The sequence below is a fragment of the Lactococcus sp. FSL W8-0209 genome, assembly GCF_038006585.1.
GTDB classification, from domain to species: Bacteria; Bacillota; Bacilli; order Lactobacillales; family Streptococcaceae; genus Lactococcus; species Lactococcus lactis.
Genome location: NZ_JBBOVN010000001.1, coordinates 1,060,071 through 1,083,248 on the forward strand (window position 1 = coordinate 1,060,071; position 23,178 = coordinate 1,083,248).

Consider the following 23,178-nt stretch of genomic DNA (forward strand, 5'->3'; position numbering starts at 1 on the left):
GACTGATGAAAAAATATGACAAAAAAATGGAAAATCGCTTGAAACGAGCGACAGGACAACTCACAGGAATACTTAAGATGATGGAATCTGGAGAGGAATGTATTGATGTTGTGACTCAATTAACCGCTGTTCGCTCTAGCTTAGATAGCCTGATTGGTCTAATCGTAGCTGAGAATCTCAAAGAACTTTTACTGGACAAAGAAGTGACTGACAAGGAAGAAAAACTCGAACAAGCTATAAAATTAATCATTAAAAAATAGATTTTTCATAGAAAATTGGACCAAAAAATCCCTTTTTAATATGCTATAATAAAATTAAAGTATAAGGAGGATAAGATGTACGATTTTTATTGGTATCCAAAGTGTTCAACTTGTAGAAAAGCTAAAGCAAAGTTAGATGAACTTGGAATAGATTATCAAGCGATTGATTTGAAGGAAACCCCACCGAGTCAAAAAAACTTTGAGAAATGGTTTAAAGAAGCAGATTTTCCCATCAAAAAGTTTTTCAATACAAGTGGTTTAGTTTATCGCGACTTAAATCTTAAAGATAAGCTAGCAACATTATCTGAAAAAGAAATGGCAGAACTTCTTTCGTCAAATGGAATGCTTATCAAACGTCCATTACTAGTAAAAAATGGTCAAGTTCAACAGATTGGTTTTAAAGAATCATCTTACGAAAAAATATAAAAAAATGAGTTGGTTAGACTCATTTTTTTATGTAATAATATTTAAATCTTTGGAGATTCCAAAAAAAGCAAAACTTTCAAACGAAAGTATAATTCTTTCTTATGAAGAAAATATATCATATTTTAGAAAATCTGTCAATAAAAAAATGGACATCGTCCATTTTTAATTAGATAGTAGTAACCTTTATTTTTTTCAAATCGAGAATTTTTTGACTTTCTGCGTTGATTGACTTGTCAGTAAAAACTTGGGAAATTTCAGGGAATGAAAAACAGGTGACTGTTCCATTTTGGTTGAATTTAGAAGCATCAGTTAAAATGACAACCTCTTTAGCCGCAGCAGCCATGACATGAATGGCTTCACTACGAGCGAGATCATTACTTCTAAAACCGCGGACGGGGTCAAAACCATCAATACCGATAAATAATTTATCAACGTAAAATTCATCAACCACCTTTTTTATCAGAGGTCCAACGTTGACCTGTGAATTATTTTGATATTCTCCTCCTAATAAAATTACCTTTACCGAGTCGGATTTACGAATATAATTGGCAATAAAAACAGAGTTAGTGATGATAGTGATATTTTTTCGATTAAAGGCTAACTCTTCAGCAAGCAAAGCGCAAGTAGAACCAGATTCAATCATTACTGTATCCCCATCAAGAATATTTTCAGCAGCTTTGACAGCAATTTTTCGCTTTAAATCATAGTTTTTAGCTAAACGGAAATTGATATCATCTGTATTATTAATCAAAGCAAAACCGTGCTGGCGATTAATAATTCCTTTCTCTTCAAGTTTATCAAGGTCTTTTCGAATCGTAACGTTTGAAACATTAAGGAGTTGTGAAAGTTGATTGACTTCAATTTTTTTATAATCACTCACAATACGAATGATTTCGTCAGAACGGGACATTTAGTAGCCTTTCGTCATCTTTTTTTATATTTTAAGACTACCACAAAAATCTAAAAAAATAAACCTTTTTATTAGAAATCCTTTCGTTCGTAAGTCAATGAAGTAAGTCATACTCATCTTTAGTAATTGCCCAATAGTCTGTAAGAAGAGGACTTTTAAACTTAGGAAAGTAAGAATATACCTTTCCTAAGTTTTTCATTCCTAACTTCTCCATGACCCGACCAGACTTTGCATTTTCTGTAAAATGTTTAGCTTGAATAACTTTAACTTCTAATTTATCGAAAGAAAGCGCCAAAAGACATTCAGCAGCTTCTGGCATAAGTCCTTTTCCCCAATGGTCTTGATTTAAAATCCAACCCAGTTCGACTGTTTTTTCATTGATAGGATTAAGAAAAATTTCACCAATGAGCTGACCAGAAGTTTTTTCAACAATCCCCCAATGATAGAGGCTGTTAGGCAGAAAAAACTTGGCAATTGTGGCTTTAGTTGTTTCTATAGAATCATGTGGTTCAAAGCTAGTAAAACGAGCAACTTCAGGATTAGAAGCATAGTTAAACATTTCTGGGGCATCCTCAAGTTGTAATTTTCTAAGAATCAAGCGTTCAGTTTCTAAGGTCTGATGCTCTGCTAAAACTAAATTTATATTAACCATAAACATGTTCTCCTCAACTATTTTTATTCAATTATAGTCTCTATTTGTTTTATTGACAATAAAAAAGAACCTTTAAGGTTCTTTTATTTTAGAGTTCAAATTCTAAGAGAATGGGGACGTGGTCTAAACGTTCACCAGAATCAAGGGGTTCAGAAACTTTAACTGCTTGGGCAAGACGATTGGAAACCAGCCAGTAGTCAATTCTCCAACCTGAATTATTTAGTTTTGAAGTTTTGGCACGTTGGGCAAACCAAGTATAAATACTACGTCCTTCTTCATAAAATTTCTCAACCTGACCATGGAGTTGACGAAATGTATCAGTGAATCCAGCCTCTAAAAGTTGACCAAATTTTTCACGTTCTTGGTCTGTAAATCCAGCTGAGTTGTGATTACCACGGGGATTGGCTAAGTCAATTTCTGTATAGGCCGCATTGAAATCTCCACAAGCAAAGACAGGTTTTTGAGCATCAAGGCTTGTGAGATAGTCACGATAGTTATCATCCCAAATTCCACGTAAATCAAGTCGTGTCAGGCCTTCTTGCGCATTTGGTGTATAAACCGTAGTGACAAAGAAGTCGGGAAATTCAAGGGTGATGATTCGACCTTCGGCATCCATAGGTTCAGGAGCATCAATTTCAGGAAAAGTGATGACTGGTTCTGGTAGAGTTTCTTTATAAAGAATCATTGTTCCAGAATATCCTTTTCGAGCAGGTTCTACTGATGAACGCCAGACGATTTTATAACCTTTAAACAGATTTTCCAAAACTTCCAAATGAGCTTTTTTAGGTCCAGTAGAAGGAAGTTTGGTTTCTTGAATGGCTAAAACGTCTGGTTGTGCTTGAGCGAGATTTTTAACAACAGCAAGAGAAAGGGCAGCACGTTCTGAGGTTCCAGTTAATGCAGCATTAAGTGAGTCAATATTCCATGAGATAAATTTATAGTTCATAATCGTTCCTTTATTTTTTAAAAGAATTTCCAAAGAGCTGTGACTTAAAGGAATTCTTAACTTTTCTATGATAATTATAACAAACTTAATCAGACAATGCGATTTTAGAGGTTTTTTGGTATAATATTTAGATGAGAATCTTCTCAAATATCGAGCCTCATTTGCTCGGAAAGAGGAAAATATGACAGAAAACAAAACTTTTTACATTACAACCCCAATTTATTATCCATCAGGTAAGTTGCATCTTGGTAGTTCTTACACAACTATTGCTTGTGACGTGCTTGCTCGTTACAAACGTTTGATGGGCTTTGATACTTTTTATTTAACAGGGCTTGATGAACACGGAATGAAAATTCAACGAAAAGCCGAAGAATTGGGAATGACTCCTAAAGAATACTTGGACCCAATGGCGGCTGATGTTCAAGAATTATGGAAAAAATTGGATATTTCTTATGATAAATTTATCCGTACTACAGACACTTATCATGAGGAAGCCGTAGCGAAGGCTTTTGAACAGTTATTGGAACAAGATGATATTTATTTGGGAAAATATGCGGGTTGGTATTCTGTTTCTGATGAAGAGTTTTTCACTGAAACACAACTTGAAGAAATTTTCCGAGATGAATCTGGAAATATTACTGGTGGCATTGCACCTTCTGGTCATGAAGTGGAATGGGTTGAAGAAGAAACTTATTTCTTCCGCATGGGAAAATATGCTGACTGGCTTTTACAATATTATGATGAACATCCAGATTTTATTCAACCTGAGGTTCGTAAAAATGAAATGGTCAATAATTTCATCAAGCCAGGTCTAGAAGATTTGGCTTTGACACGGACAAGTTTTACTTGGGGAATTCCTGTCCCTTCTAATCCTAAGCATGTGGTCTACGTGTGGTTTGATGCTTTATTGAACTATATTACAGCGCTCGGCTATAATTCTGACAATGACAGTAATTTTAAAAAATACTGGCCTGGAATTAATATGGTTGGTAAAGAAATTGTTCGTTTCCATACGATTTACTGGCCAATTATGCTTCATGCTCTAGGTTTACCTGCTCCTAAAAAGATTTTCGGACATGGATGGCTCTTGATGAAAGACGGAAAAATGTCTAAATCAAAAGGAAATGTTGTTTATCCTGAGATGTTGATTGAACGTTATGGCCTTGATGCGGTTCGTTATTATTTGATGCGTGCGATTTCTTTTGGACAAGATGGAATTTTCACTCCAGAAGACTTTGTTGGACGTATTAATTTTGATTTGGCCAATGATTTGGGGAATTTGTTGAATCGTACCGTTTCAATGATTAACAAATATAATGACGGAAAAATCGAAGCAACTGGAGTTTCGACTGAATTTGATGCAAGTTTGGAAGAAGTGGTTGAAGAAACAATCAGTCATTTCCATAAAGCAATGGATAAATTTGAATTCAACGTAGCTTTGGCTGATGTTTGGACATTGATTTCAAGAACAAATAAATATATTGATGAAACAGCACCTTGGGTCCTTGCAAAATCAGAAGACGACAAAGCAAAATTGAATAATGTTTTGTATCATTTGGCAGAAAATTTACGAATTGCTGGTAGCCTTTTACAACCATTTATGCGTGCAACATCAGGTAAAATCTTTGAGCAATTGGGAATGGATGAAAGATCATTTTCACTTGAAAATCTTTCTTTTGGATATTCATTTACTCATCCTGTAGTAGCAAAAGGTCAACCTATTTTCCCACGTCTTGATGTGGAAGAAGAGGTTGCTTATATTAAATTACAAATGGCTGGTGGCGTATTGCCAGAAAAAGAGTGGGTCCCTGAAGAAGTTGAATTGAATTTAACTTTACCACAAATTAAATTTGATGATTTTGAAAAAATTGAACTAAAAGTTGCCGAAGTGCTTGAAGTAGAACCTGTTGAAGGTTCTGATAAATTGTTGAGATTTAAATTGGATGCTGGTGATTCTGAACCACGTCAAATCTTGTCAGGAATTGCACAATTCTATCCAAATGAACAAGAATTAGTAGGTAAAAAATTACAAATCGTAGCCAATTTGAAACCACGTAAAATGATGAAAAAATACGTTTCACAAGGAATGATTTTGTCAGCCGAATTTGATGGAAAATTGCGTGTCTTGACCGTTGATGATGATGTTCCTGCTGGTTCATTGATTGGGTAAAATTAATTAGACAATAAAAAATGTGAAAGATTTGTTATCTTTCACGTTTTTTTACGTATAGTATATCAGGAGAGAAAGCTCTTAATGTTCACTTGATTTCATGCGCCCTGACAAATTCTAGATGGAGGAGGTGCCTATGAAGACAAGGTATTTCCTTGGTTATGGAGAGGATTTCATGCTAGCGGTACTTGGGATGATTATCGAAGTTCTGAACTTCGTAATTAATCTAGTCAGGCTCTGGCTTGAAATTAAAAAAACTAATCGCAATTAGCGATTAGTCCCACCATAACCAAGTTTGAACACGCGGTCTGTTAGCGCAGACCGTTTTTTTCGCGTGTTGCACTTTGTTGAACTTATTATAGCACAAAATTTTAAAGGGAACAAATAGAGTATAATTTTTGAGGACTATTTATTAGTTGAATCTATCGGATAGTTAAAACTAGTTTTCATTTATCAAAAACCTCTCGAACTTTGTTATAATAAATTCAGTATGTTTTAAACAATATGGAGGAAAAAATGACTTTTGAAGAAGCATTAGCTTTACTTAAAGCTGGGAAAAAAGTAGTCAGAACACAAGGCTGGTCTGGTGCCGAAAATTATGTTAAACTCTATGATTCGATTGTTTTAGAATCTGGTGAGAAGTTGGAAGTTACCCCTTATTTCTTGATTAATGTCTCAGGAGAGGGTGAAGGTTTTTCAATGTGGGCCCCAACGCCTTGCGACGTTTTGGCTGATGATTGGGCCTTGGTTGAATAGATAGATAGGCTACAAAATGAAATTTTCTGGGAAAAAAGTGCTAATTACAGGTGCTGCCAGTGGTATTGGCTTGGCTCAAACAAAAGTATTTTTAGCCGAAGGCGCAGAGGTTGTCGCTGTGGACTTACAAGAATTTACTGACGAATCTGTCATTAATTCAAAAAATCTGTCAGTAAAAATTCTTGATGTTTCCGATGCTCAATCAGTTGAAAAATTGGCTGACGAAGTGGGAAGTATTGATGTTTTACTCAATACAGCGGGTGTTTTGGATGCTTATAAAACTTTGGAAGAAACTGATTTCTCACTTTGGCAAAGTATTTTATCAACGAATCTCAATTCAATGTATTTGATGATTTCAGCATTCTTGCCAAAAATGAAATCTCAAAAATCAGGAGTCATTATTAATATGGCTTCGGTTGCTGGCTTGGTTGCCGGTGGAGGTGGCGTCGCTTATACGGCCAGTAAACATGCCATTGTTGGGTTGACAAAACAGTTAGCTTTGGATGAAGCACAACACGGAATTCAAGTAGCAGCCATCGCTCCAGGTGCCATCAATACACCGATGAATGCGGCTGATTTCACTGAAAATAATGGTCAGATGGCCCAATGGGTAGCTGATGAGACACCAGCTAAACGATGGGCTAGTCCTCGCGAAGTGGCTGATTTGACCCTCTTTTTAGCAAGTCCACAAGCCTCTTATATGTCAGGAGCAATTGTCCCGATTGATGGTGGCTGGACAATCAAATAAAAGATATTGAAAGACTTATCAGCATGTTGGTAAGTCTTTTATTTATTGTGGGAAAGTCTGTATTAACTACAAAAGTACTGACAGACTTGTTGATTTTTACTGACAAGTTGTTCAATTGCTTGTTTTCTGTGAAAAAATTTCTGTCAGTAGTTTTTTGCCTTTTTGTTGGCAGGATATTTTGATGCTCCTGCTAGAATTTCTATCGAGTACAAAGAATGATTCCTTCGTTAGGGAAAATAATGCCCAAATAATAATTAGATGAAAGCAAATATTTGTCAATCCTTTTCATTTCGCAAAAAATCTGCTAAAATAAAAACGTTGCTCAATAGTGAGTTAACCCTTGAGCCTTCATCCCTTTGCTCAAGCATATTATAGGCGAATTTTGTCGCCAAAGGAGAACCTTTTGAAAAAATCAAAAACTTATGATATTGTTACAATCGCAATTGTTGCGGCCCTGTATGTTATTCTAACGATGACACCGGGTTTGAGCGCAATTTCTTACGGACCTATTCAATTTCGAGTGTCAGAAATGTTGAATTTTACAGCCTTCTTCAATAAAAAATATATTATTGCGGTGACAATTGGTTGTATGATTTCAAACTTTTTATCTTTCACTTGGGTAGATGTGATTGTCGGTGGTTTGTCAACTTTAGTATTCTTAAGTCTTGGTGTCCTTTTGTTTGACCGCTTTAAAAAAGATTACTTTTGGAATGGTCAGTTAAATAAAGCATTTTTCTTTTTTGCAATTTTCTTTTCGATAAGTATGTTCACCATTGCTCTTGAATTAAAATTTGTCGCTGGAACACCATTTTTGCTGACCTGGGGGACATTAGCTCTAGGTGAATTTGCCAGCTTATTTATCGGGGCGTTTATCATGGATAAATTAGGTAAAAGAGTTGATTTGAGTCGTTAAATAAATGAAAAGCAGCTCAGGCTGTTTTTTTTGAACCATTTTTAGAAGTCAGAATTACTTAATTTGTTATAATTAAAATAAATAAGAGATTGGAGAGCTTTTTATGAAAAAAATCGCTGTAATTGCTACTTCTGGTAAGGCAGGAGGTTTAATCGCTCAAAAAGCATTTGGGCGCGGTCATGAAGCGACTGCCATTGTTAGAAATAAAGCACGATTAAAAGTTGAAGTGACTACTATTCTTGAAAAAGATATTTTTGAATTAACTTCTGAAGATTTAGCGGGATTCGATGCAATCGTTTTAGCGCATCGGGCACCGGAAGGTCATGAGGAAGATTATTCAAAAGTAGCCCATGTGATGATAAAACTTCTTGAAAATATAGATAGTCGTTTAATTGTTGTTGGGGGAGCAAGCTCTCTCTATCTTGATGAAAGTCACGAAAAACGCTTGCTTGATGTGATACCAACAGATTTACCTTACTATCCAACTCTTTTAGAGATGGCAAAAGCAAGCTTGATTTATGAAGCTTCAAAACTTAATGTGACCTTCTTCTCTCCTGCAGAATTTTTTGACCCAGAAGGAGCACAGACAAATAATTATACAATTACCGGCGATGTTTTAGAACATAATAAAGCAGGTAAAAGTCGAATTTCATATGCTGATTATGCCGAGGCTGTGCTTAATATGATTGAGGATGGTAGCCATCAACATGAGCATATCGGAATTTATGAAAACTAAAAATTAATGAATTATCAAAGAGAAAGAAATTAATTTCTTTCTCTTTTTTTGTTTAAAAAAGTATAATAATACATAAAATTCTTGACAAATAAAAAATAGAGTAGTATAGTGTATAAAAATACATAGAAAGTGTGTAAATATGAAAAAAGTAGCAATTGTCGGAATTAGAGGTTATAGCGGCTTAGAACTGTTCCGAATTTTCTATTATCATCCAGAAGTAGAAGTAACAAAAATATATGCAACAAGTCATTATGGAGAAAAATTATCAGAACGCTTTCCGCAACTTGAAGGCCTGACTGACTTGACTATCAGTGAATTTAACGAAGAAGAAATTATGGAAGAATGTGATGCGGTTTTCTTTGCAACCTCAGCGGGTGTTAGTCAAAAATTAGCTTTAACGTTTATTGATAATAATTTTCCTGTCATTGATTTATCAGGAGATTTTCGATTAGCTGATTTAAAAATATACAATAAATGGTATAAAAATACAGATTTAAAAAATGAATATTTATTAAGTGCTCAATATAATCTGGCAGACATCGGTCAAGCAAAAGCAAACTATATCGCAAATCCAGGTTGCTATGCAACAGCCACACTACTTGCACTTTATCCGTTAGTTAAAAATAAGATGATTGATTTAGACTCAATCATTGTGGATGCCAAGTCAGGACTTTCGGGAGCCGGAAAAGGTCTGTCTGACTCGAGCCATTTTGTGAATGTTGTCGATAATATGTCCATGTATAAAATCAATAGTCATCAACATATTCCAGAAATTGCTCAACAATTGAAGATTTGGAATTCAAATTTTCAAGCCTTGCAATTTTCAACTTCTTTAATTCCTGTGAGTCGAGGGATTTTTGTTAGTAGCTATGCAAAAGTTGCGGCTGATTTTGATTTTGAAACGATAAAAAATGCTTATGAACAGGTCTATGCGACAAAAAACTTTGTCAGAATTCGACGACAAATGCCCCAACTCTCAGATGTGATTGGGACTAATTTTTGCGATATTGGATTAGCTTATAATCCAGTGACAAATGTTTTGTCAGTTGTTTCGGTGATTGACAATCTTATGAAAGGTGCTGCCGGACAAGCAGTACAAAATTTTAATCAGTTATTTGGCTACGATGAAAGTTTAGGCTTGAAATTTATGCCAAGTCTTTAGAAGAGGAAGAAATGAAAGAAATAAAAGGGACAATTGCAAGTCCAAAGGGATTTTTGGCAGATGCTGTTCATGCACAATTAAAATATAAAAACTTAGATTTAGGGCTAATACTAAGTCAAGTTCCAGCTGCGATTGCTGGCGTTTTTACAACCAATAAGGTTTGTGCAGCGCCAGTATTGATTGACCGTCAAATTGTCAAAAATGGACAAGCACGGGCCATTATTTGTAATTCGGCGGTTGCCAATGCAGTAACAGGCGATCAGGGTTATGCAAATGCTTTGAAAACACAAAAATTGCTTGCTGAAAAATTTGAACTCAAAGCTGAGGAAGTGGCGGTTTGCTCAACAGGGGTCATTGGAGTACAGCTTCCGATGGAAAAAATTGCCACAGGGATTTCAAAGTTATCCAAAAATGAAGGGACAGCAGCATATTTTGCCAAAGCTATTTTAACAACAGATACTAAAACTAAAACAATTAACTTTGAAGCTGAAATTGGGGGCCAAATCGTGAATATGGCCGGGGTTTGTAAGGGATCGGGGATGATTCATCCAAATATGGCAACCATGCTTGCTTTTATTACGACGGATGCAAAAATTGCTCAAGATTTACTACAAAAAACATTATCAGAAATTATTGAAACGACATTTAATCAGATTACAGTGGATGGAGATACTTCAACGAACGATACTGTTTTGTTGATGGCAAATGGCCAAGCTAAAAATAATGAAATTTTAGAAGGAAGTTCAGACTATCTTTTGTTTAAAGAAATGCTGGCAAAGGTTTGTCAGTCCTTAGCCAAACAAATCGCCGCTGATGGTGAAGGTGCAACTAAACTGATTGAAGTGACCGTCAAAGGAGCGCCAAATGATTTAGCAGCGCGATTTATTGCCAAAAAAATTGTGGGTTCAAGTTTAGTTAAAACGGCAATTTTTGGTGCAGACCCTAACTGGGGGCGGATTATTTCGTCAATTGGTCAGGTGGCTAATTTTGAAGTTTCTGATATTGAATTAAAACTCCAAGATGAACTTGTGCTTTATCATTCAACACCAGTTGACTTTGATGCAGCTTTTCTTTCTGAGAAATTAAAAGAAGATAAAATTGAAATTATTGCAGACTTGAATGCTGGAAGTGGCTTGGGTCAGGCTTGGGGCTGTGATTTGACTTATAAATATGTCGAAATTAATGCTTTATATACAAGTTAAGAAGGAGAAAAAATGACAAATTTATTTGAAAATTATGGTCGCCTACCATTTAGCTTAATCAAAGGAGAAAATCAATATTTATTTGATGACAGGGGAAATAAGTATTTAGATTTCACAAGTGGAATTGGGGTCATGAATTTAGGATATAGTTTTGAAAAGGGAAAAGTGGCGGTGAAAGCTCAATTAGACAGCCTGTCTCATCTTTCAAATCTTTATCAAAATCCTTTGCAAGAAGATGTGGCTGAAAAGTTAAGTCAAAATCATTCTTATAAAGCTTTTTTTTGTAATTCTGGGACTGAAGCTAATGAAGCAGCTTTAAAATTAACTCATCTCATCAAAAAAGATCAGAAAATTTTGGCGTTTACAGATGGCTTTCATGGTCGTACTTTTGGCGCTATGAGTGCAACCATGCAAGAAAAAATCCAAGCAGGATTTTCGCCTTTATTACCAAATTTTGTGGCTAGTCCTTTTAATGATGTGGTAGCACTTGAGCAAATCCTTGAAAAAGAAAAAATTGGCGCGATTATTTTTGAAATTATTCAGGGTGAGGGTGGCGTTTTACCAATTTCTCCAGATTTTGTTGAAGCTCTAAAAACTTGTCAGCAAAAAGGAATTTTACTGATTATTGATGAAGTTCAAACTGGAATTGGTCGAACTGGAAAATTATTTGCTTTTGAACATTTTGATTTTGAGCCGGATATTTTTACTTTGGCAAAAGCATTGGCGAATGGGATTCCTACAGGTGCGATGCTCGCTAAGAATAAATATGCCAGTTATTTTTCAGCAGGAAAGCATGGCTCAACATTTGGTGGGAATCCTTTAGCCATGGCTTCGGCTAATGAAGTTTTAAAAGAAATTGACAGTGACTTTTTAGAAAAAGTGACTGTCAAAGGCATTTTTTTCTTAAAATTACTGACAGAAAAGCTGTCAGTAAAAGCGACGGTTAAGTCCATCAGAGGTTTGGGATTGATGATTGGAATTCAATTAACTGACGAGAAAAAAATTCCAGAAGTTCTTGCTTTACTGCGTGAAAATGGTCTCTTAGCCTTGTCAGCTGGTCATGATGTCATTCGCTTACTCCCACCGCTTGTCATGACGAAAGAAGAACTGCAAAAAGGAGCAGAGCTATTGGAGAAAATTTTATGAGAGATTCACAAAACACAGCTCAGACTTTGACCGAAAGTCTCAAATATTTTCTGAAATATCGTGACCAAACGGTTGTCATTAAATATGGTGGCAATGCGATGATTGATGAAAAAGTGAAAGAAAGTATTCTAAAAGATATTTTATTACTTAAAACGGTGGGAATTAAAGTAGTTTTGGTTCATGGCGGTGGACCTGCGATTGGAGAATTACTTGAAAAATATGAGCAAAAAAGCCAATTTGTTCAAGGTTTGCGCGTGACAGATAAGAAAACAGCTCACTTGGCACTGACAGCTTTAGCTGGAAAAGTAAATAAAAGTTTGGTTCAAGATATCATTCGTTTAGGTGGCAATGCGATTGGCGTTTCAGGAATTGATGGTAAATTGATAGAAGCCAAACCTATTTCTGAAGATTTAGGCTATGTTGGAGAAATTACAGCGATTCATCCGGAAATCATTGAGCGTATCAATCAAACGGATGCTGTTCCCGTCATTGCTTCGGCCGGCATTGGTCTTGATGGTGAAATTTATAATGTCAATGCTGATACCGCAGCCAGTCGAATTGCCGGTGCATTGAGTGCTGAACAATTTATTTTATTAAGCGATGTTCGTGGATTATATGGCAATTTTCCTGACGAGGAGTCATTTATTGATGAAATCAATCTGACCAATCTAGAAAAGTTAGTCAAAGAGAAAAAAATTACTGACGGAATGATTCCAAAGATTGAAGCCATTAAATATGCCATGTTTGAAGGATTGGGTCAGGCTGTTTTATTAGATGGCCGTGTTCCGCATGCCTTGTTATTGGAATTATTTACTGACAAAGGGCAAGGGACAATGATAAATCATTGATAATTTAAGCAAATAAGAGGAGAGAGAATGTTTCAAGGAAGAAGTTTTTTAAAAGAAATAGATTTTAGTAAAGATGAATTGTTATATCTGATTGATTTTGCAATTCATCTTAAAAAGTTAAAAAAAGAACATATTCAACATAAATATTTATTAGATAAAAATATTGCCCTTATTTTTGAAAAAACCTCTACAAGAACAAGAGCAGCTTTTACAACAGCTGCTGTAGATTTGGGAGCACATCCTGAATTTTTAGGGCCAAATGATATTCAGTTGGGCAAAAAAGAATCTATTTCAGATACGGCGAAAGTTTTGGGTTCAATGTTTGATGGCATTGAGTTTCGTGGGTTTAAGCAAAGTGATGTGGAAATTCTCGCCAAGGATTCAGGTAGACCCGTTTGGAATGGATTGACTGATGATTGGCATCCGACACAGATGCTGGCAGATTTTATGACAATCAAGGAGCATTTTGGCCATTTACAAGATTTAACCCTCGCTTATGTTGGTGATGGACGAAATAATGTGGCAAATTCTCTATTGGTGACTGGAGCAATTTTAGGCGTAAATATCACAATTATTTCGCCCGAGTCCTTGCAACCCGCTTTAGAAATACAAAAACTGGCACGTAAATATGCCATGAAAAGTCGCAGTAAAATAAGTATCCGAACAGATTTAAATGGCCTTGAAAATGCTGATATTGTTTATACTGATGTTTGGGTCAGTATGGGTGAGGAAGCTCAAACAGCCAAGCGAATTAAATTATTGAAATCCTATCAAATCAATCAAAAAGTTGTTGAAAAAATTATTAATAAAAACTTTATTTTTATGCATTGTTTACCCAGTTTTCATGATTTAAACACGGAAGTGATGAAAGAAATTAAGGAAAATTATAACCTTAATGAATTAGAGGTTACTGATGAAGTTTTTAATTCAAAGAATTCGGTCGTTTTCGAACAAGCTGAAAATCGAATGCATACTATAAAAGCAGTCATGGCGGCTACTTTAGGGAATTTATTTATTCCTAAAATATAAAAGAGAGAAAAAACGTTAATTAAGGGGGAATAGCCCAGATTTAATGTTTTTTCTCTTTTTTATGGCGCAAAAGTCCCGTTCCACAGGGAAAGGCATACAAAAAAGGTTTTTTTTGGTATAATAAGGGATAAAACTAAAAATTAAGAGAAGTTTTAAGTGAAGGAGATTTTTATGCTCAAGCTTCAAAAAAAATTAAAAAATGATTACGGATTAGTCTTCAATGATGAAGATTTATTAAAAACAGCTTTTACACACTCTTCATTTACAAATGAAGAACGGCTCCCAAAGATTGCAAACAATGAACGTTTGGAATTTTTGGGAGACGTTGCCCTATCTTTGGTTATTTCTGATTATCTTTATCGGACATATCCTGAGAAATTAGAGGGAGAACTTTCCAAAATGCGCTCGAGCATTGTTCGGACAGAATCACTTGCTAATTTTTCACGCTCATGCGGTTTTGGTGAGTTCTTGCGATTAGGTCATGGTGAAGAAAAAATGGGCGGTCGTGACCGCGAAACAACACTAGAGAACCTTTTTGAGGCTTTTTTAGGTGCGCTTTTTATTGACCAAGGAATGGATGAAGTTCGTAAATTTATCCAACATGTAGTTATTCCTCACGTTAAAAATGATGACTATGTTAAAGTGATTGACTATAAAACAGAACTTCAAGAAGTGTTACAAATTGGTGGAGAAACAACGATTAGCTACAAGATTCTGAAAGAAGAAGGGCCAGCTCATGACCGTTCTTTTGTGGCCGCGGTTTTTAACAATGGTAAAGAACTCGGGCGAGGGCTTGGAAAATCTAAAAAAGTTGCAGAACAAAAAGCAGCAGAAAATGCAATAAAAGGGCAAAACCGTGTATCTTAAAAAAATGGAAATTGTCGGCTTCAAATCTTTTGCCGATAAGACTAAAGTTGAATTTGATAAAGGGATAACCGCAGTTGTCGGTCCAAATGGTTCTGGGAAATCAAATATTGTTGAAGCATTGCGCTGGGTTTTGGGCGAGCAATCGGCTAAAGCACTTCGTGGTGGAAAAATGCCCGATGTTATTTTTGCTGGAACTGAAAAAAGACGTGCTCTTAATTATGCTGAGGTTATTGCTCATTTTGACAACTCTGATCATTACCTGCAAGGACAAGATGAGAATGAAGAAGTTGTTATTACCAGACGTTTATATCGAAATGGCGATTCCGAATTTTTGATGAATGGTCGTAAATGTCGTTTGCGTGATATTCATGATTTATTTACAGATACTGGGCTTGGTCGTGACTCTTTATCGATTATTTCCCAAGGACGAATTGAATCTGTTTTTAATTCTAAACCGGAAGAAAGACGTGCCATTTTTGAAGAAGCGGCAGGTGTTTTAAAATACAAAAATCGACGAAATGAAACTGAATCAAAATTAAATTCAACCCAAGATAATCTTGACCGTTTAGAAGATATCATTTTTGAATTAAATAGTCAGCTCGTGCCCTTACAATCGCAAAGAGATACTGCACTCCGTTTTCAAGAACTAGAAGCAGAACGTTCAGACTTGTCACTTTCTGTACTGGTTGGTCAGTTGGAATCTAAAAAAGCCAAATATGATCAAACAGAACTTGATTTGGCGCAAGTGGCACAGGAATTAGCGAGTTTATCAACTCGTAAAAAAGTTTACGATGAGCAAGTCAGTCAATTACGTACAGAACGTCAAAAAGTAGAAGCCGAGCAAGAAAAATTGCAAGCTGACCAACTTAATTTTTCTAATCTAAAATCAGATTTAACAAGAAAAATTGAATTATTTGATGTTCAAAAAGATTCATCAGAAAAATCAGCTGCGGAACGCGAAGAGCGTTTAGAAAACTTAAAAAGTCGTTTAGAAATCACTCAACAAAATTTGGCAGAAGTTCAAAATAAATCAGAACTTTTACTGACAGAAAAAAATGACTTAGATAAATTACTGACAGAGCTGTCAGCAGATTTAGCGACCTTATCTGAATCACCAGAAGTGGTCATGGAACGGTTACGTGATGAATTTGTTCAATTAGTTGAAGAAGAAGCCCAAATCTCAAATGAAATCGTTAGAAATAAAGCTGAAATTACAGATTTGAGCCGTAGACAATCTGAACAGGATGAGTCTGTCAGAGAAAATTTGACTAAATTTGAAAAAATCAGTCAAGATTTATCTGAAGCTCAGGAAAATTTAAATACTGTTAAAAAAGAAATCGAGACCCTTTTAGCGAAATTTGAAGAAGGAAATCAAGCAGAGAAAAAACAGGCAGAATTAGAACGTTTAGCCCAAAATAAAATGTATGATTATCTGCAAGAACTTAACCAACATAAGGCCCGTTTGACTTCTTTGCAAAATATCCGTGAGAGTCATAGTAATTTATTTGCTGGTGTCCGTGCCGTGATGCAAAATGCTTCGCAAATTGGTGGCGTGATTGGGGTTGTTTCTGATTTATTGACCTTCGACCCTAAATATACAACAGCCATTGATATTGCTCTAGGTGGCGGGAGCCAAAATGTAGTCACAGAAGACGAAAATGCGGCTAAAAGAGCAATTGCTTTTCTACGTGAAAAAAGATTAGGACGGGCGACTTTTCTACCGTTGACAACGATTAAAGGACGAGACTTTAATGGTTTAAATCGTATTCAAAATATGACAGGATTTGTTGATTTAGCAATCAATCTTGTAAGCTTCGAAAGTCGGTTGCATAAGGCGATGAGCTCACTTTTAGGAACAACGGTGATTGTTGATTCTGGAGAAAATGCAACTGCTATCGCTCGAGCAATGAATTATAATGTTCGGATTGTTACGCTTGACGGAACACAGATTAACCCTGGCGGTTCTTATGCAGGAGGAGCTGGGAAACGTAATTCAACAACTTTTACTTCTGTTGAAATAAGTAATTTAGAAAAACAAATTAAGTTATCAGAAGAGCAGTTAAAAATTTCAGAAAAAGAAGTTCAAAAAGCCCAAAGTGCTCGTCAAGAATTGCTAAAAGAAATTGAACTTTTGAAAACTCAAGGGGGAGAAAAACGTTTTGTTGAACAATCTTTGAATTTGAAAATTGAACAATTAACAGAACAAAAAGTTGCGCTAGAACAATTAACTAATCTGTCAGCAAATCAAGAAGCAACAGGTAATTTGCTTGAAATAACTAAAGAAAATGAACATAAAGTAGAAGTTCTTGCAAAAATTACAGAGCGAAAAGCTGAAATTGAAAAGCAACTTGAAGAAGTTAAAACGAATAGTCAAGCGCATAAAGCCTTGCAATCAGAGAAAACAAGTGCTTTAAATCAGGCTCAACTTCGTCAATCAGAAGTGGCCAGTGAATTGAAATTCACCAAAGCAGATGAAAAACGTTTACTGACAGACTTGTCAGCCTTGACAGAAGAAAAAAATCAACTGACAGCACTTTTAAACCCTGTCCAATTTGATGAAACAGAAAGAAATAATTTCTCAAAACAACTGACAGAAGTAGAAGAACGCTTGAGTCAAATTAATGTCCGAATGGTTAGTTTAAAATTTGAACGTGAAGATTTAGCAGCTCAAATGGAAGATTTAGAACATCACAATCAAGATTTTATCCAGCAAACACAAGAACTTAACACGAAAAAAACGCGTTATGAAATGCAATTGGAACAAATCGAAGGACAATTGATGACACTTCAAGAAACGTTGAATAGTGAACATCAAATCAGTTTTGAAGAGGCGCAAGCCACTGCAAAAATAGTGGATGATTTAGCGGAGGCTGAGCAAAAACTCAAAAATCTAGAACGTCAAATCAAGGCATTAGGACCAATTAACTTGGATGCCATTGCTCAATTTGATGAAGTCAATGAACGCTTTACTTTCCTTTCAAGTCAAAAAGATGATTTATTAGAAGCTAAAAATCTTTTATTGAGTACAATCGATGACATGAATGATGAAGTTAAAATTAGGTTTAAAACAAGTTTTGATGCGATTCGTGAAAGTTTCAAAACGACCTTTGCTCAAATGTTTGTTGGTGGGCTTGCTGATTTAGAATTAACAAGCGACAACCTTTTAGAAGCTGGGGTTGAAATTAAAGTACAACCGCCAGGTAAAAAATTATCAAGTTTAAATTTGATGAGTGGTGGAGAAAAAGCGCTGACAGCTTTAGCTTTAATTTTTGCAATCTTAAGAGTACGAACAGTACCTTTCGTGGTTCTTGATGAGGTTGAAGCGGCACTTGATGAAGCCAATGTTAAGCGTTTTGGTGATTACATGAATCACTTTGATAATAGTAATCAATTTATTGTTGTAACACACCGTCGTGGAACTATGGCGGCAGCAGGTTCAATGTATGGTGTTACAATGGCTGATGCTGGGGTTTCTAAGATGATTTCAGTTAAACTTGATTCGGCTATTAATTGAAATTTAAGATAGTTTTAATCTATTAATGCTACACTATAAATTGATTTTTGAAGGACTGCCTAATTTATGGCTTGGTATATGATTTGCCTAAAAATAAGGAAAGTCGTATAATTTAAGCAACAAAAACATGAATTTAAAAAATTTTATTAATTAAAAAAATAATGAAATTGGCGTTTTTCGTATTCATTAATAAGTTTTATATTAATGAATTGACTGCAGTTTTTCTTTAAATTAAGGAAGAATGAGTATATTTTCTGGGGATAATAAATTGAAAAAATTACTATCTGCTTTCAACACACGTGTTGGTTTGCTTAGTTTTATTGTATTTTTTGTATGGGTAAAATCGATGATTGCCTACTTCGGAGTTTTTAATCTTCGCGGAGTTGGTCCAGCAGAATTATTGCTGATGATTATTAACCCAATTGGTTTTACAGCTATTTGTTTTGCTGTTTTACTCTTTATTAGAAGAACTTCGCTTTTCTATTTAGCGACACTGGTCTTAACGATAGCTGCAAACTTTTTGCTCTATCTTAATATTCTCTATTATCGAGAATTCACCGATTTCATCACGATTGATACGATGACTGGTGGGGCCGGAATGTTCCAACATGGTTTTGATTTTGGCTCGGTGCCTGTTCATTTGATGGACTGGGTTTATTGGATTGACCTTGTAGTCATTATTGTTTTATTGATTGCTAAAAAAATGAAATTCGACCAACGACCGGTTGGTGCGAAAAGAGCATTTACTTATCTTTCAATGGGCTTGGCTTTGTTTGGTTTGAATTTCTGGTTTGGAGATTTTAATAAACACCAATTGATTTTGCGTAAGGCCCAATCAGATAAAACTTATATTGTTCGATATCTTGGCTTAGGCCCATGGATGTTAACAGACGGTTATTATACGAATTTAGCAAATACGCAACGGAAAGATGCCAGCAAAGAAAGCTTGCAAGAAATTCAAAAATACATTGCTTCAAATCGTTATTTAGCACCGAACTTGAAAATGTATGGAATTGCTAAAAACCGCAATGTTATTGAGATTCACTTGGAATCTTTCCAACAAGCATTGATTGATTTGAAAATTAAAGGAACAGATGGAAAAGAACACGTTGTTACGCCTTTCCTAAATTCAATCTATCATTCAAATTCGACTTATTCATTCAGTAATTTCTTCAATCAGGTTGGACAAGGAAAAACTTCTGATGCCGAAAATCTACTGGAAACATCAACATTTGGTTTACCAGCTGGCTCACTTTTTGCCAAATATGGTTCAACCCAAACTTTCCAAGCAATGCCAGCTATCTTGAATCAAACCGATGGTTATAGTTCAGCTGTGGTTCATGGGAACGTTGGTGCTTTCTATAATCGATTGAATACATACAAACAAATGGGTTATCAAAACTTCTTTGACCAAAGTTTCTTTGATAATTCCGCATCAAATATGAGTCCTTGGGGAATTAAAGATAAATTACTCTTCCGTGATTCTGTACCATTGCTTGAACAAATGCAACAACCTTTCTATGTTAAGTATTTGACAGTTACAAATCACTTAACATATACAATGGATGATGAAGACAAAGATCCGAACTTTGCAACTGTTGATTCAGGGAATAAATTAGTTGACGGTTACTTTGAAACGGCTCATTACTTAGACCAAGCAGTTCAACAATTTTATGATTATTTGAAGAAATCTGGCTTATACGATAAATCAATTATTGTGTTATATGGTGATCACTACGGAATTTCTGGTAGTGATAATAAGGCATTTGCGCCTTATGTTGGCTATAATGCTGATACTTTCAATAGTTACGATAGTACAATGTTACAAAGAACACCGTTTATGGTAGATATTCCTGGACAAACAAATGGTCATATCATCAATACTTATGTTGGTCAACTTGATGTTATGCCAACGCTTGAGCATTTACTTGGGATTGATACGAAAAAATATGTACAGTTTGGTCAAGATATGTTTGCTTCTGGTCGTCAAGATTTTGTTGCTCTAAGAAATGGTGGATTTGTTACTCCAACCATTACTCAACCAAGTTTGAATGGAAGCTATTATGATACTCAAACTGGCTTGCAGATTGAAAAACTTAATGCTCAGCAAGAACAATATGTTAAAGAAACCAAACAAAAAGTTTCGGAACTCTTGAAAGCATCTGATAAATTAAATAATCAAAATCTCCTCAGGTTCTATACGCCAGAAGGCTTTAAAGCTGTTGACCCTAAAGATTACAACTATACGGTCAAGGCAACCGAGAAGAAATTGAAGAAAGAAAATGAAGATTTAGCAGCTAGATCAAATAGTTTACTTAGTCAAAATCAAGGAAAATCAACTTTACCAGATTATTCGGTTGAAATTCCAGAAGTTGAAAAAGGACAAGATTCACCAAAGGTGAAAGATTAATAAAAATAAGATAAGTTACTGACAGAAAGCTTCAAAATGAGTTAATCTAATTTTGAGGCTGGTCAGCACTTTATATTAAGAGAGGAACCAATGAAAACAGGATATTTTCTGCCAGTGTCACTTAATCATCGATTAGTTTTGCTCTGGGGCATCATCATTTTAAGCTTTGAGCGAACACTTTTTTATGAATTTAATAAAGAAGGCAACTGGTTTTTGACTATTTTGGCGATTGTTTCATATATTATCTTTATCACTTTGATTTGGCCACACCGTTTCTTCATAGCTGATGACGAGCTTCACTTTACAACTTTCCCCCGAGTGCGAATGAAAACAATTGAATTGAAATATATCACAGCCGTAAAAACAACTAAATTTGGTTTTGGATTTTCTTATGCTGGCAAACGTTATCAATTCTTCACTTTTGGAAAGTCTAAAGAAGCTTTAGCAACTTTGCATGATACGATAGAACATTCTGATAAAGTCAGTGATTTAAAAGCCTAATAAAAAAGACGGCAGTTTTGTCGTCTTTTGATTTGTCATAAAAAAATAGGACTAAAATTCATTGTTTTAGTCGATGAAAAAAGGAAAGTTATGAATATAAAATGGATATTCAAGAAAATGCTACTTCCCATAATCTTTGCTATTGTTGCATTTTTTCTTGTGAGTCATGACCAATTTTTGTACGAGGCGCCAGTTGGCAAAATTACGGTTGCCAAAACGGTAAGTAGTCACGAAGTGAGTGATGATTTTCAAAATAAAGACCGTCAAGTCACGCAAGAATTGTCAATAAAAGTCCTCAATGCAAAAGGAGCAGAGCCTGGCAATTTAAATTTAAAAAATACAACAACTCTCTCTCAAACAACAGGACAAATTTATCGTGTTGGTCAGCAAGTAATCTTAAAGAAAATATCGGGAAATTATCAAATTGTGACCTTAAAAAGGGATGCACTAATTGTTGGACTACTCGTTTTATTTATTGGTTTTGTCATTAGTTTTGAACGATTTAGGGCTTCAATTTTTCTTTTCTTATCTCTGGTCTTAAACCTTCTTTACTTTGTGATTGTCATCGCCCTTAACGTTGAATTTAATCCGCCTGTCATTTTGCTATTCGGGATTCTGTCAGTAATTTTTGCAGCTTCCTCCCTTTTATTTGTCTTGGGACCGACAAAACAGATGCTCTATACTTTTATAACTACCGTATTAACCACTGCTTTAACTTTTTCAATTGTTTTATTCGTTCTAAAAATGACAGGGAATTCGGGTATTCATTTTGAATATTTGGACTATGTCACCCAAAATCCATCAGAGTTTTTCTTTGTTGGGACAATGATTTCAGTTTTAGGGGCAATCATGGATGGTACAGGTGATATTGTTGCAGGCCTTTTTGGTATGGCTAGACAAAATAAATTGAACAAAATAAATATGGTCAGAAAAGATTACATTAAATCGGGAATTTCAATTGGGCAAGAGCTCATTGGAACTTTGACAAATGTTTTGTTCATGATTTTCATGGCGGAAACTTTGCCGATGACGCTTTTATTATTGAGAAATGGAAACTCTTGGTCTTATATTGCAACGGTTGGTCTTAATCTTGGGTTATTACAAACAATTATTTCGGCCATTGGAATCGTGTTAGCTGTGCCAATTACCGCTGTTTTCACAAGTTTTGCTTTGACTAGAAATCATCAAGGAAAGGAGAGTTCTTTATGAATGCACTCTTGATCCTATTAATTTTACTGATTGTATTGATGCTTATCGTTGCCAAAAAAGATGGCTTACGAAATTTAATTGGTTTGACCTTTAATTTTATTGCTATTTTTGTGTTAATTACTTTAATTTCTTGGGGATTTAATGCAATAGCAGTTCTGATAGTTCTGTCAGTAATTATTTTGGCAATTGCTATCTTTATGTCTGCTGATGAAAGTGAAGTCACATTGATTGCTTTTAAAACGAGTATCATTGTTGTTTTATCTTTGCTCATTCTTGCTTTAATCATTCAACATTTTGGTCAATTTCAGGGATTTGCTACAGAAGATGTTGATGAATTGGAAAATCTGTCATTAAATGTGGGACTTAATTTTTCAAATGTAGCCATTGTGGTCATGGTTATTTCCATGCTTGGAGCGGTAGCAGAATCAGCGATGGCTTTAGCAGCTAGCCTTTCGGAAGTTGTTGAGCAGGACGAAAACATGAGTCTTGACCAATTTAAAAATCAAAGAGAAATTATATCTCAACAAATTTTGGGAACGGCTGTCAATACCCTCTTTTTTGGAGTTTTGGGAGCAACTGTCGGTCTAATTCTCTGGTTTGTACGTTTAAACTATCGCTTAGCGGATATTTTTAATTCAAAATTACTAATGGCCGAAGTTGCCGCCATGCTTTTAGGAATGTTAGGGATTCTATTTGCAATTTGGCTTTCTGGTTATTTTGTTCAAAAATCTTTTGAGCAAAAAAATACTGACAGATAATTCTGTCAGTAAAAA

At 35.2% G+C, this 23,178-nt stretch carries 21 protein-coding genes, 1 pseudogene and 1 riboswitch; of the genes and pseudogenes, 19 read left to right on the forward strand and 3 right to left on the reverse strand.

Annotation, left to right across the window (positions count from 1 at the left end):
• The first annotated feature begins 5 nt into the window (after positions 1–5).
• Together MKX45_RS05350 and MKX45_RS05355 are read left to right on the forward strand one after the other, a co-directional pair.
• Positions 6–260 carry a metal-sensitive transcriptional regulator gene (locus MKX45_RS05350; RefSeq protein ID WP_011835555.1) on the forward strand — a complete coding sequence of 85 codons (255 nt, stop codon included), beginning with the start codon at positions 6–8 and terminating at the stop codon, positions 258–260.
• A gap of 75 nt (positions 261–335) precedes the next feature.
• Positions 336–686 (forward strand): arsenate reductase family protein, encoded by a 351-nt coding sequence (locus tag MKX45_RS05355; protein ID WP_003132532.1) that lies wholly within the window; start codon positions 336–338, stop codon positions 684–686.
• A gap of 166 nt (positions 687–852) precedes the next feature.
• Here the strand turns inward: MKX45_RS05355 and MKX45_RS05360 are convergent, their stop codons facing one another.
• The 3 genes from MKX45_RS05360 to MKX45_RS05370 form a co-directional block, all read right to left on the reverse strand.
• Positions 853–1,596 carry a DeoR/GlpR family DNA-binding transcription regulator gene (locus tag MKX45_RS05360; protein ID WP_015426105.1) on the reverse strand — a complete coding sequence of 248 codons (744 nt, stop codon included), beginning with the start codon at positions 1,594–1,596 and terminating at the stop codon, positions 853–855.
• A gap of 94 nt (positions 1,597–1,690) precedes the next feature.
• Positions 1,691–2,254: a GNAT family N-acetyltransferase gene (locus MKX45_RS05365; protein ID WP_057720451.1), complete on the reverse strand. Its 564-nt coding sequence runs from the start codon at positions 2,252–2,254 to the stop codon at positions 1,691–1,693.
• An 82-nt stretch (positions 2,255–2,336) separates the two neighbouring features.
• A complete protein-coding gene (locus MKX45_RS05370; protein ID WP_057720450.1) occupies positions 2,337–3,194 on the reverse strand; it encodes an exodeoxyribonuclease III in 858 nt (285 codons plus the stop codon).
• A gap of 172 nt (positions 3,195–3,366) precedes the next feature.
• Between MKX45_RS05370 and metG the strand changes: the two are divergent.
• From metG to MKX45_RS05455, 17 genes and pseudogenes are all read left to right on the forward strand, one after another.
• Positions 3,367–5,364: pseudogene (metG, locus tag MKX45_RS05375) on the forward strand (methionine--tRNA ligase); the annotation flags it as partial.
• A 136-nt stretch (positions 5,365–5,500) separates the two neighbouring features.
• Entirely contained in the window at positions 5,501–5,635 is a 135-nt protein-coding gene (locus tag MKX45_RS05380; RefSeq protein WP_255457164.1) for a hypothetical protein, read from the forward strand.
• A gap of 245 nt (positions 5,636–5,880) precedes the next feature.
• Entirely contained in the window at positions 5,881–6,120 is a 240-nt protein-coding gene (locus MKX45_RS05385) for a DUF2829 domain-containing protein (RefSeq protein WP_011835550.1), read from the forward strand.
• A 16-nt stretch (positions 6,121–6,136) separates the two neighbouring features.
• Positions 6,137–6,868, forward strand: a complete 732-nt coding sequence (locus MKX45_RS05390; protein ID WP_340816885.1) for a 3-oxoacyl-ACP reductase — start codon at positions 6,137–6,139, stop codon at positions 6,866–6,868.
• 300 nt (positions 6,869–7,168) lie between these two features.
• Positions 7,169–7,274: riboswitch (PreQ1 riboswitch) on the forward strand.
• Positions 7,272–7,781 carry a QueT transporter family protein gene (locus tag MKX45_RS05395; RefSeq protein ID WP_042230196.1) on the forward strand — a complete coding sequence of 170 codons (510 nt, stop codon included), beginning with the start codon at positions 7,272–7,274 and terminating at the stop codon, positions 7,779–7,781. It overlaps the preceding riboswitch by 3 nt.
• A gap of 103 nt (positions 7,782–7,884) precedes the next feature.
• Positions 7,885–8,517 carry an NAD(P)-dependent oxidoreductase gene (locus MKX45_RS05400; RefSeq protein ID WP_057720447.1) on the forward strand — a complete coding sequence of 211 codons (633 nt, stop codon included), beginning with the start codon at positions 7,885–7,887 and terminating at the stop codon, positions 8,515–8,517.
• A 139-nt stretch (positions 8,518–8,656) separates the two neighbouring features.
• Positions 8,657–9,679, forward strand: a complete 1,023-nt coding sequence (gene argC / locus MKX45_RS05405; RefSeq protein WP_057720446.1) for an N-acetyl-gamma-glutamyl-phosphate reductase — start codon at positions 8,657–8,659, stop codon at positions 9,677–9,679.
• 11 nt (positions 9,680–9,690) lie between these two features.
• Positions 9,691–10,881, forward strand: coding sequence for a bifunctional glutamate N-acetyltransferase/amino-acid acetyltransferase ArgJ (gene argJ, locus MKX45_RS05410; protein ID WP_128267716.1), 1,191 nt, complete (start codon positions 9,691–9,693; stop codon positions 10,879–10,881).
• A gap of 12 nt (positions 10,882–10,893) precedes the next feature.
• Entirely contained in the window at positions 10,894–12,027 is a 1,134-nt protein-coding gene (locus tag MKX45_RS05415; protein ID WP_057720444.1) for an acetylornithine transaminase, read from the forward strand.
• A complete protein-coding gene (gene argB, locus MKX45_RS05420) occupies positions 12,024–12,875 on the forward strand; it encodes an acetylglutamate kinase (RefSeq protein WP_015426118.1) in 852 nt (283 codons plus the stop codon). Before MKX45_RS05415 ends, argB begins: the two co-directional genes overlap by 4 nt.
• 27 nt (positions 12,876–12,902) lie before the next feature.
• Positions 12,903–13,904 carry an ornithine carbamoyltransferase gene (gene argF, locus MKX45_RS05425; RefSeq protein ID WP_011835541.1) on the forward strand — a complete coding sequence of 334 codons (1,002 nt, stop codon included), beginning with the start codon at positions 12,903–12,905 and terminating at the stop codon, positions 13,902–13,904.
• Positions 13,905–14,075: 171 nt separating this feature from the next.
• Positions 14,076–14,771 carry a ribonuclease III gene (gene rnc / locus MKX45_RS05430; RefSeq protein WP_340816886.1) on the forward strand — a complete coding sequence of 232 codons (696 nt, stop codon included), beginning with the start codon at positions 14,076–14,078 and terminating at the stop codon, positions 14,769–14,771.
• Positions 14,761–18,285, forward strand: a complete 3,525-nt coding sequence (gene smc, locus MKX45_RS05435; protein WP_340816887.1) for a chromosome segregation protein SMC — start codon at positions 14,761–14,763, stop codon at positions 18,283–18,285. Before rnc ends, smc begins: the two co-directional genes overlap by 11 nt.
• Positions 18,286–18,526: 241 nt before the next feature.
• Positions 18,527–20,695 (forward strand): LTA synthase family protein, encoded by a 2,169-nt coding sequence (locus MKX45_RS05440; protein WP_015426121.1) that lies wholly within the window; start codon positions 18,527–18,529, stop codon positions 20,693–20,695.
• 90 nt (positions 20,696–20,785) lie between these two features.
• A complete protein-coding gene (locus MKX45_RS05445) occupies positions 20,786–21,196 on the forward strand; it encodes an EbsA family protein (protein ID WP_003132556.1) in 411 nt (136 codons plus the stop codon).
• A gap of 90 nt (positions 21,197–21,286) precedes the next feature.
• Positions 21,287–22,405, forward strand: a complete 1,119-nt coding sequence (locus MKX45_RS05450; protein ID WP_057720442.1) for a YibE/F family protein — start codon at positions 21,287–21,289, stop codon at positions 22,403–22,405.
• Positions 22,402–23,163, forward strand: coding sequence for a YibE/F family protein (locus MKX45_RS05455; RefSeq protein ID WP_003132559.1), 762 nt, complete (start codon positions 22,402–22,404; stop codon positions 23,161–23,163). Before MKX45_RS05450 ends, MKX45_RS05455 begins: the two co-directional genes overlap by 4 nt.
• Positions 23,164–23,178 lie beyond the last annotated feature (15 nt).

Coding starts and splice junctions, on each gene's coding strand:
- MKX45_RS05350 (WP_011835555.1), top strand. CDS start 6: ATGAAAAAATATGACAAAAAAATGGAAAATCGCTTGAAACGAGCGACA.
- MKX45_RS05355 (WP_003132532.1), top strand. CDS start 336: ATGTACGATTTTTATTGGTATCCAAAGTGTTCAACTTGTAGAAAAGCT.
- MKX45_RS05360 (WP_015426105.1), bottom strand. CDS start 1,596: ATGTCCCGTTCTGACGAAATCATTCGTATTGTGAGTGATTATAAAAAA.
- MKX45_RS05365 (WP_057720451.1), bottom strand. CDS start 2,254: ATGTTTATGGTTAATATAAATTTAGTTTTAGCAGAGCATCAGACCTTA.
- MKX45_RS05370 (WP_057720450.1), bottom strand. CDS start 3,194: ATGAACTATAAATTTATCTCATGGAATATTGACTCACTTAATGCTGCA.
- MKX45_RS05380 (WP_255457164.1), top strand. CDS start 5,501: ATGAAGACAAGGTATTTCCTTGGTTATGGAGAGGATTTCATGCTAGCG.
- MKX45_RS05385 (WP_011835550.1), top strand. CDS start 5,881: ATGACTTTTGAAGAAGCATTAGCTTTACTTAAAGCTGGGAAAAAAGTA.
- MKX45_RS05390 (WP_340816885.1), top strand. CDS start 6,137: ATGAAATTTTCTGGGAAAAAAGTGCTAATTACAGGTGCTGCCAGTGGT.
- MKX45_RS05400 (WP_057720447.1), top strand. CDS start 7,885: ATGAAAAAAATCGCTGTAATTGCTACTTCTGGTAAGGCAGGAGGTTTA.
- argC (WP_057720446.1), top strand. CDS start 8,657: ATGAAAAAAGTAGCAATTGTCGGAATTAGAGGTTATAGCGGCTTAGAA.
- argJ (WP_128267716.1), top strand. CDS start 9,691: ATGAAAGAAATAAAAGGGACAATTGCAAGTCCAAAGGGATTTTTGGCA.
- MKX45_RS05415 (WP_057720444.1), top strand. CDS start 10,894: ATGACAAATTTATTTGAAAATTATGGTCGCCTACCATTTAGCTTAATC.
- argB (WP_015426118.1), top strand. CDS start 12,024: ATGAGAGATTCACAAAACACAGCTCAGACTTTGACCGAAAGTCTCAAA.
- argF (WP_011835541.1), top strand. CDS start 12,903: ATGTTTCAAGGAAGAAGTTTTTTAAAAGAAATAGATTTTAGTAAAGAT.
- rnc (WP_340816886.1), top strand. CDS start 14,076: ATGCTCAAGCTTCAAAAAAAATTAAAAAATGATTACGGATTAGTCTTC.
- MKX45_RS05440 (WP_015426121.1), top strand. CDS start 18,527: ATGAGTATATTTTCTGGGGATAATAAATTGAAAAAATTACTATCTGCT.
- MKX45_RS05445 (WP_003132556.1), top strand. CDS start 20,786: ATGAAAACAGGATATTTTCTGCCAGTGTCACTTAATCATCGATTAGTT.
- MKX45_RS05450 (WP_057720442.1), top strand. CDS start 21,287: ATGAATATAAAATGGATATTCAAGAAAATGCTACTTCCCATAATCTTT.
- MKX45_RS05455 (WP_003132559.1), top strand. CDS start 22,402: ATGAATGCACTCTTGATCCTATTAATTTTACTGATTGTATTGATGCTT.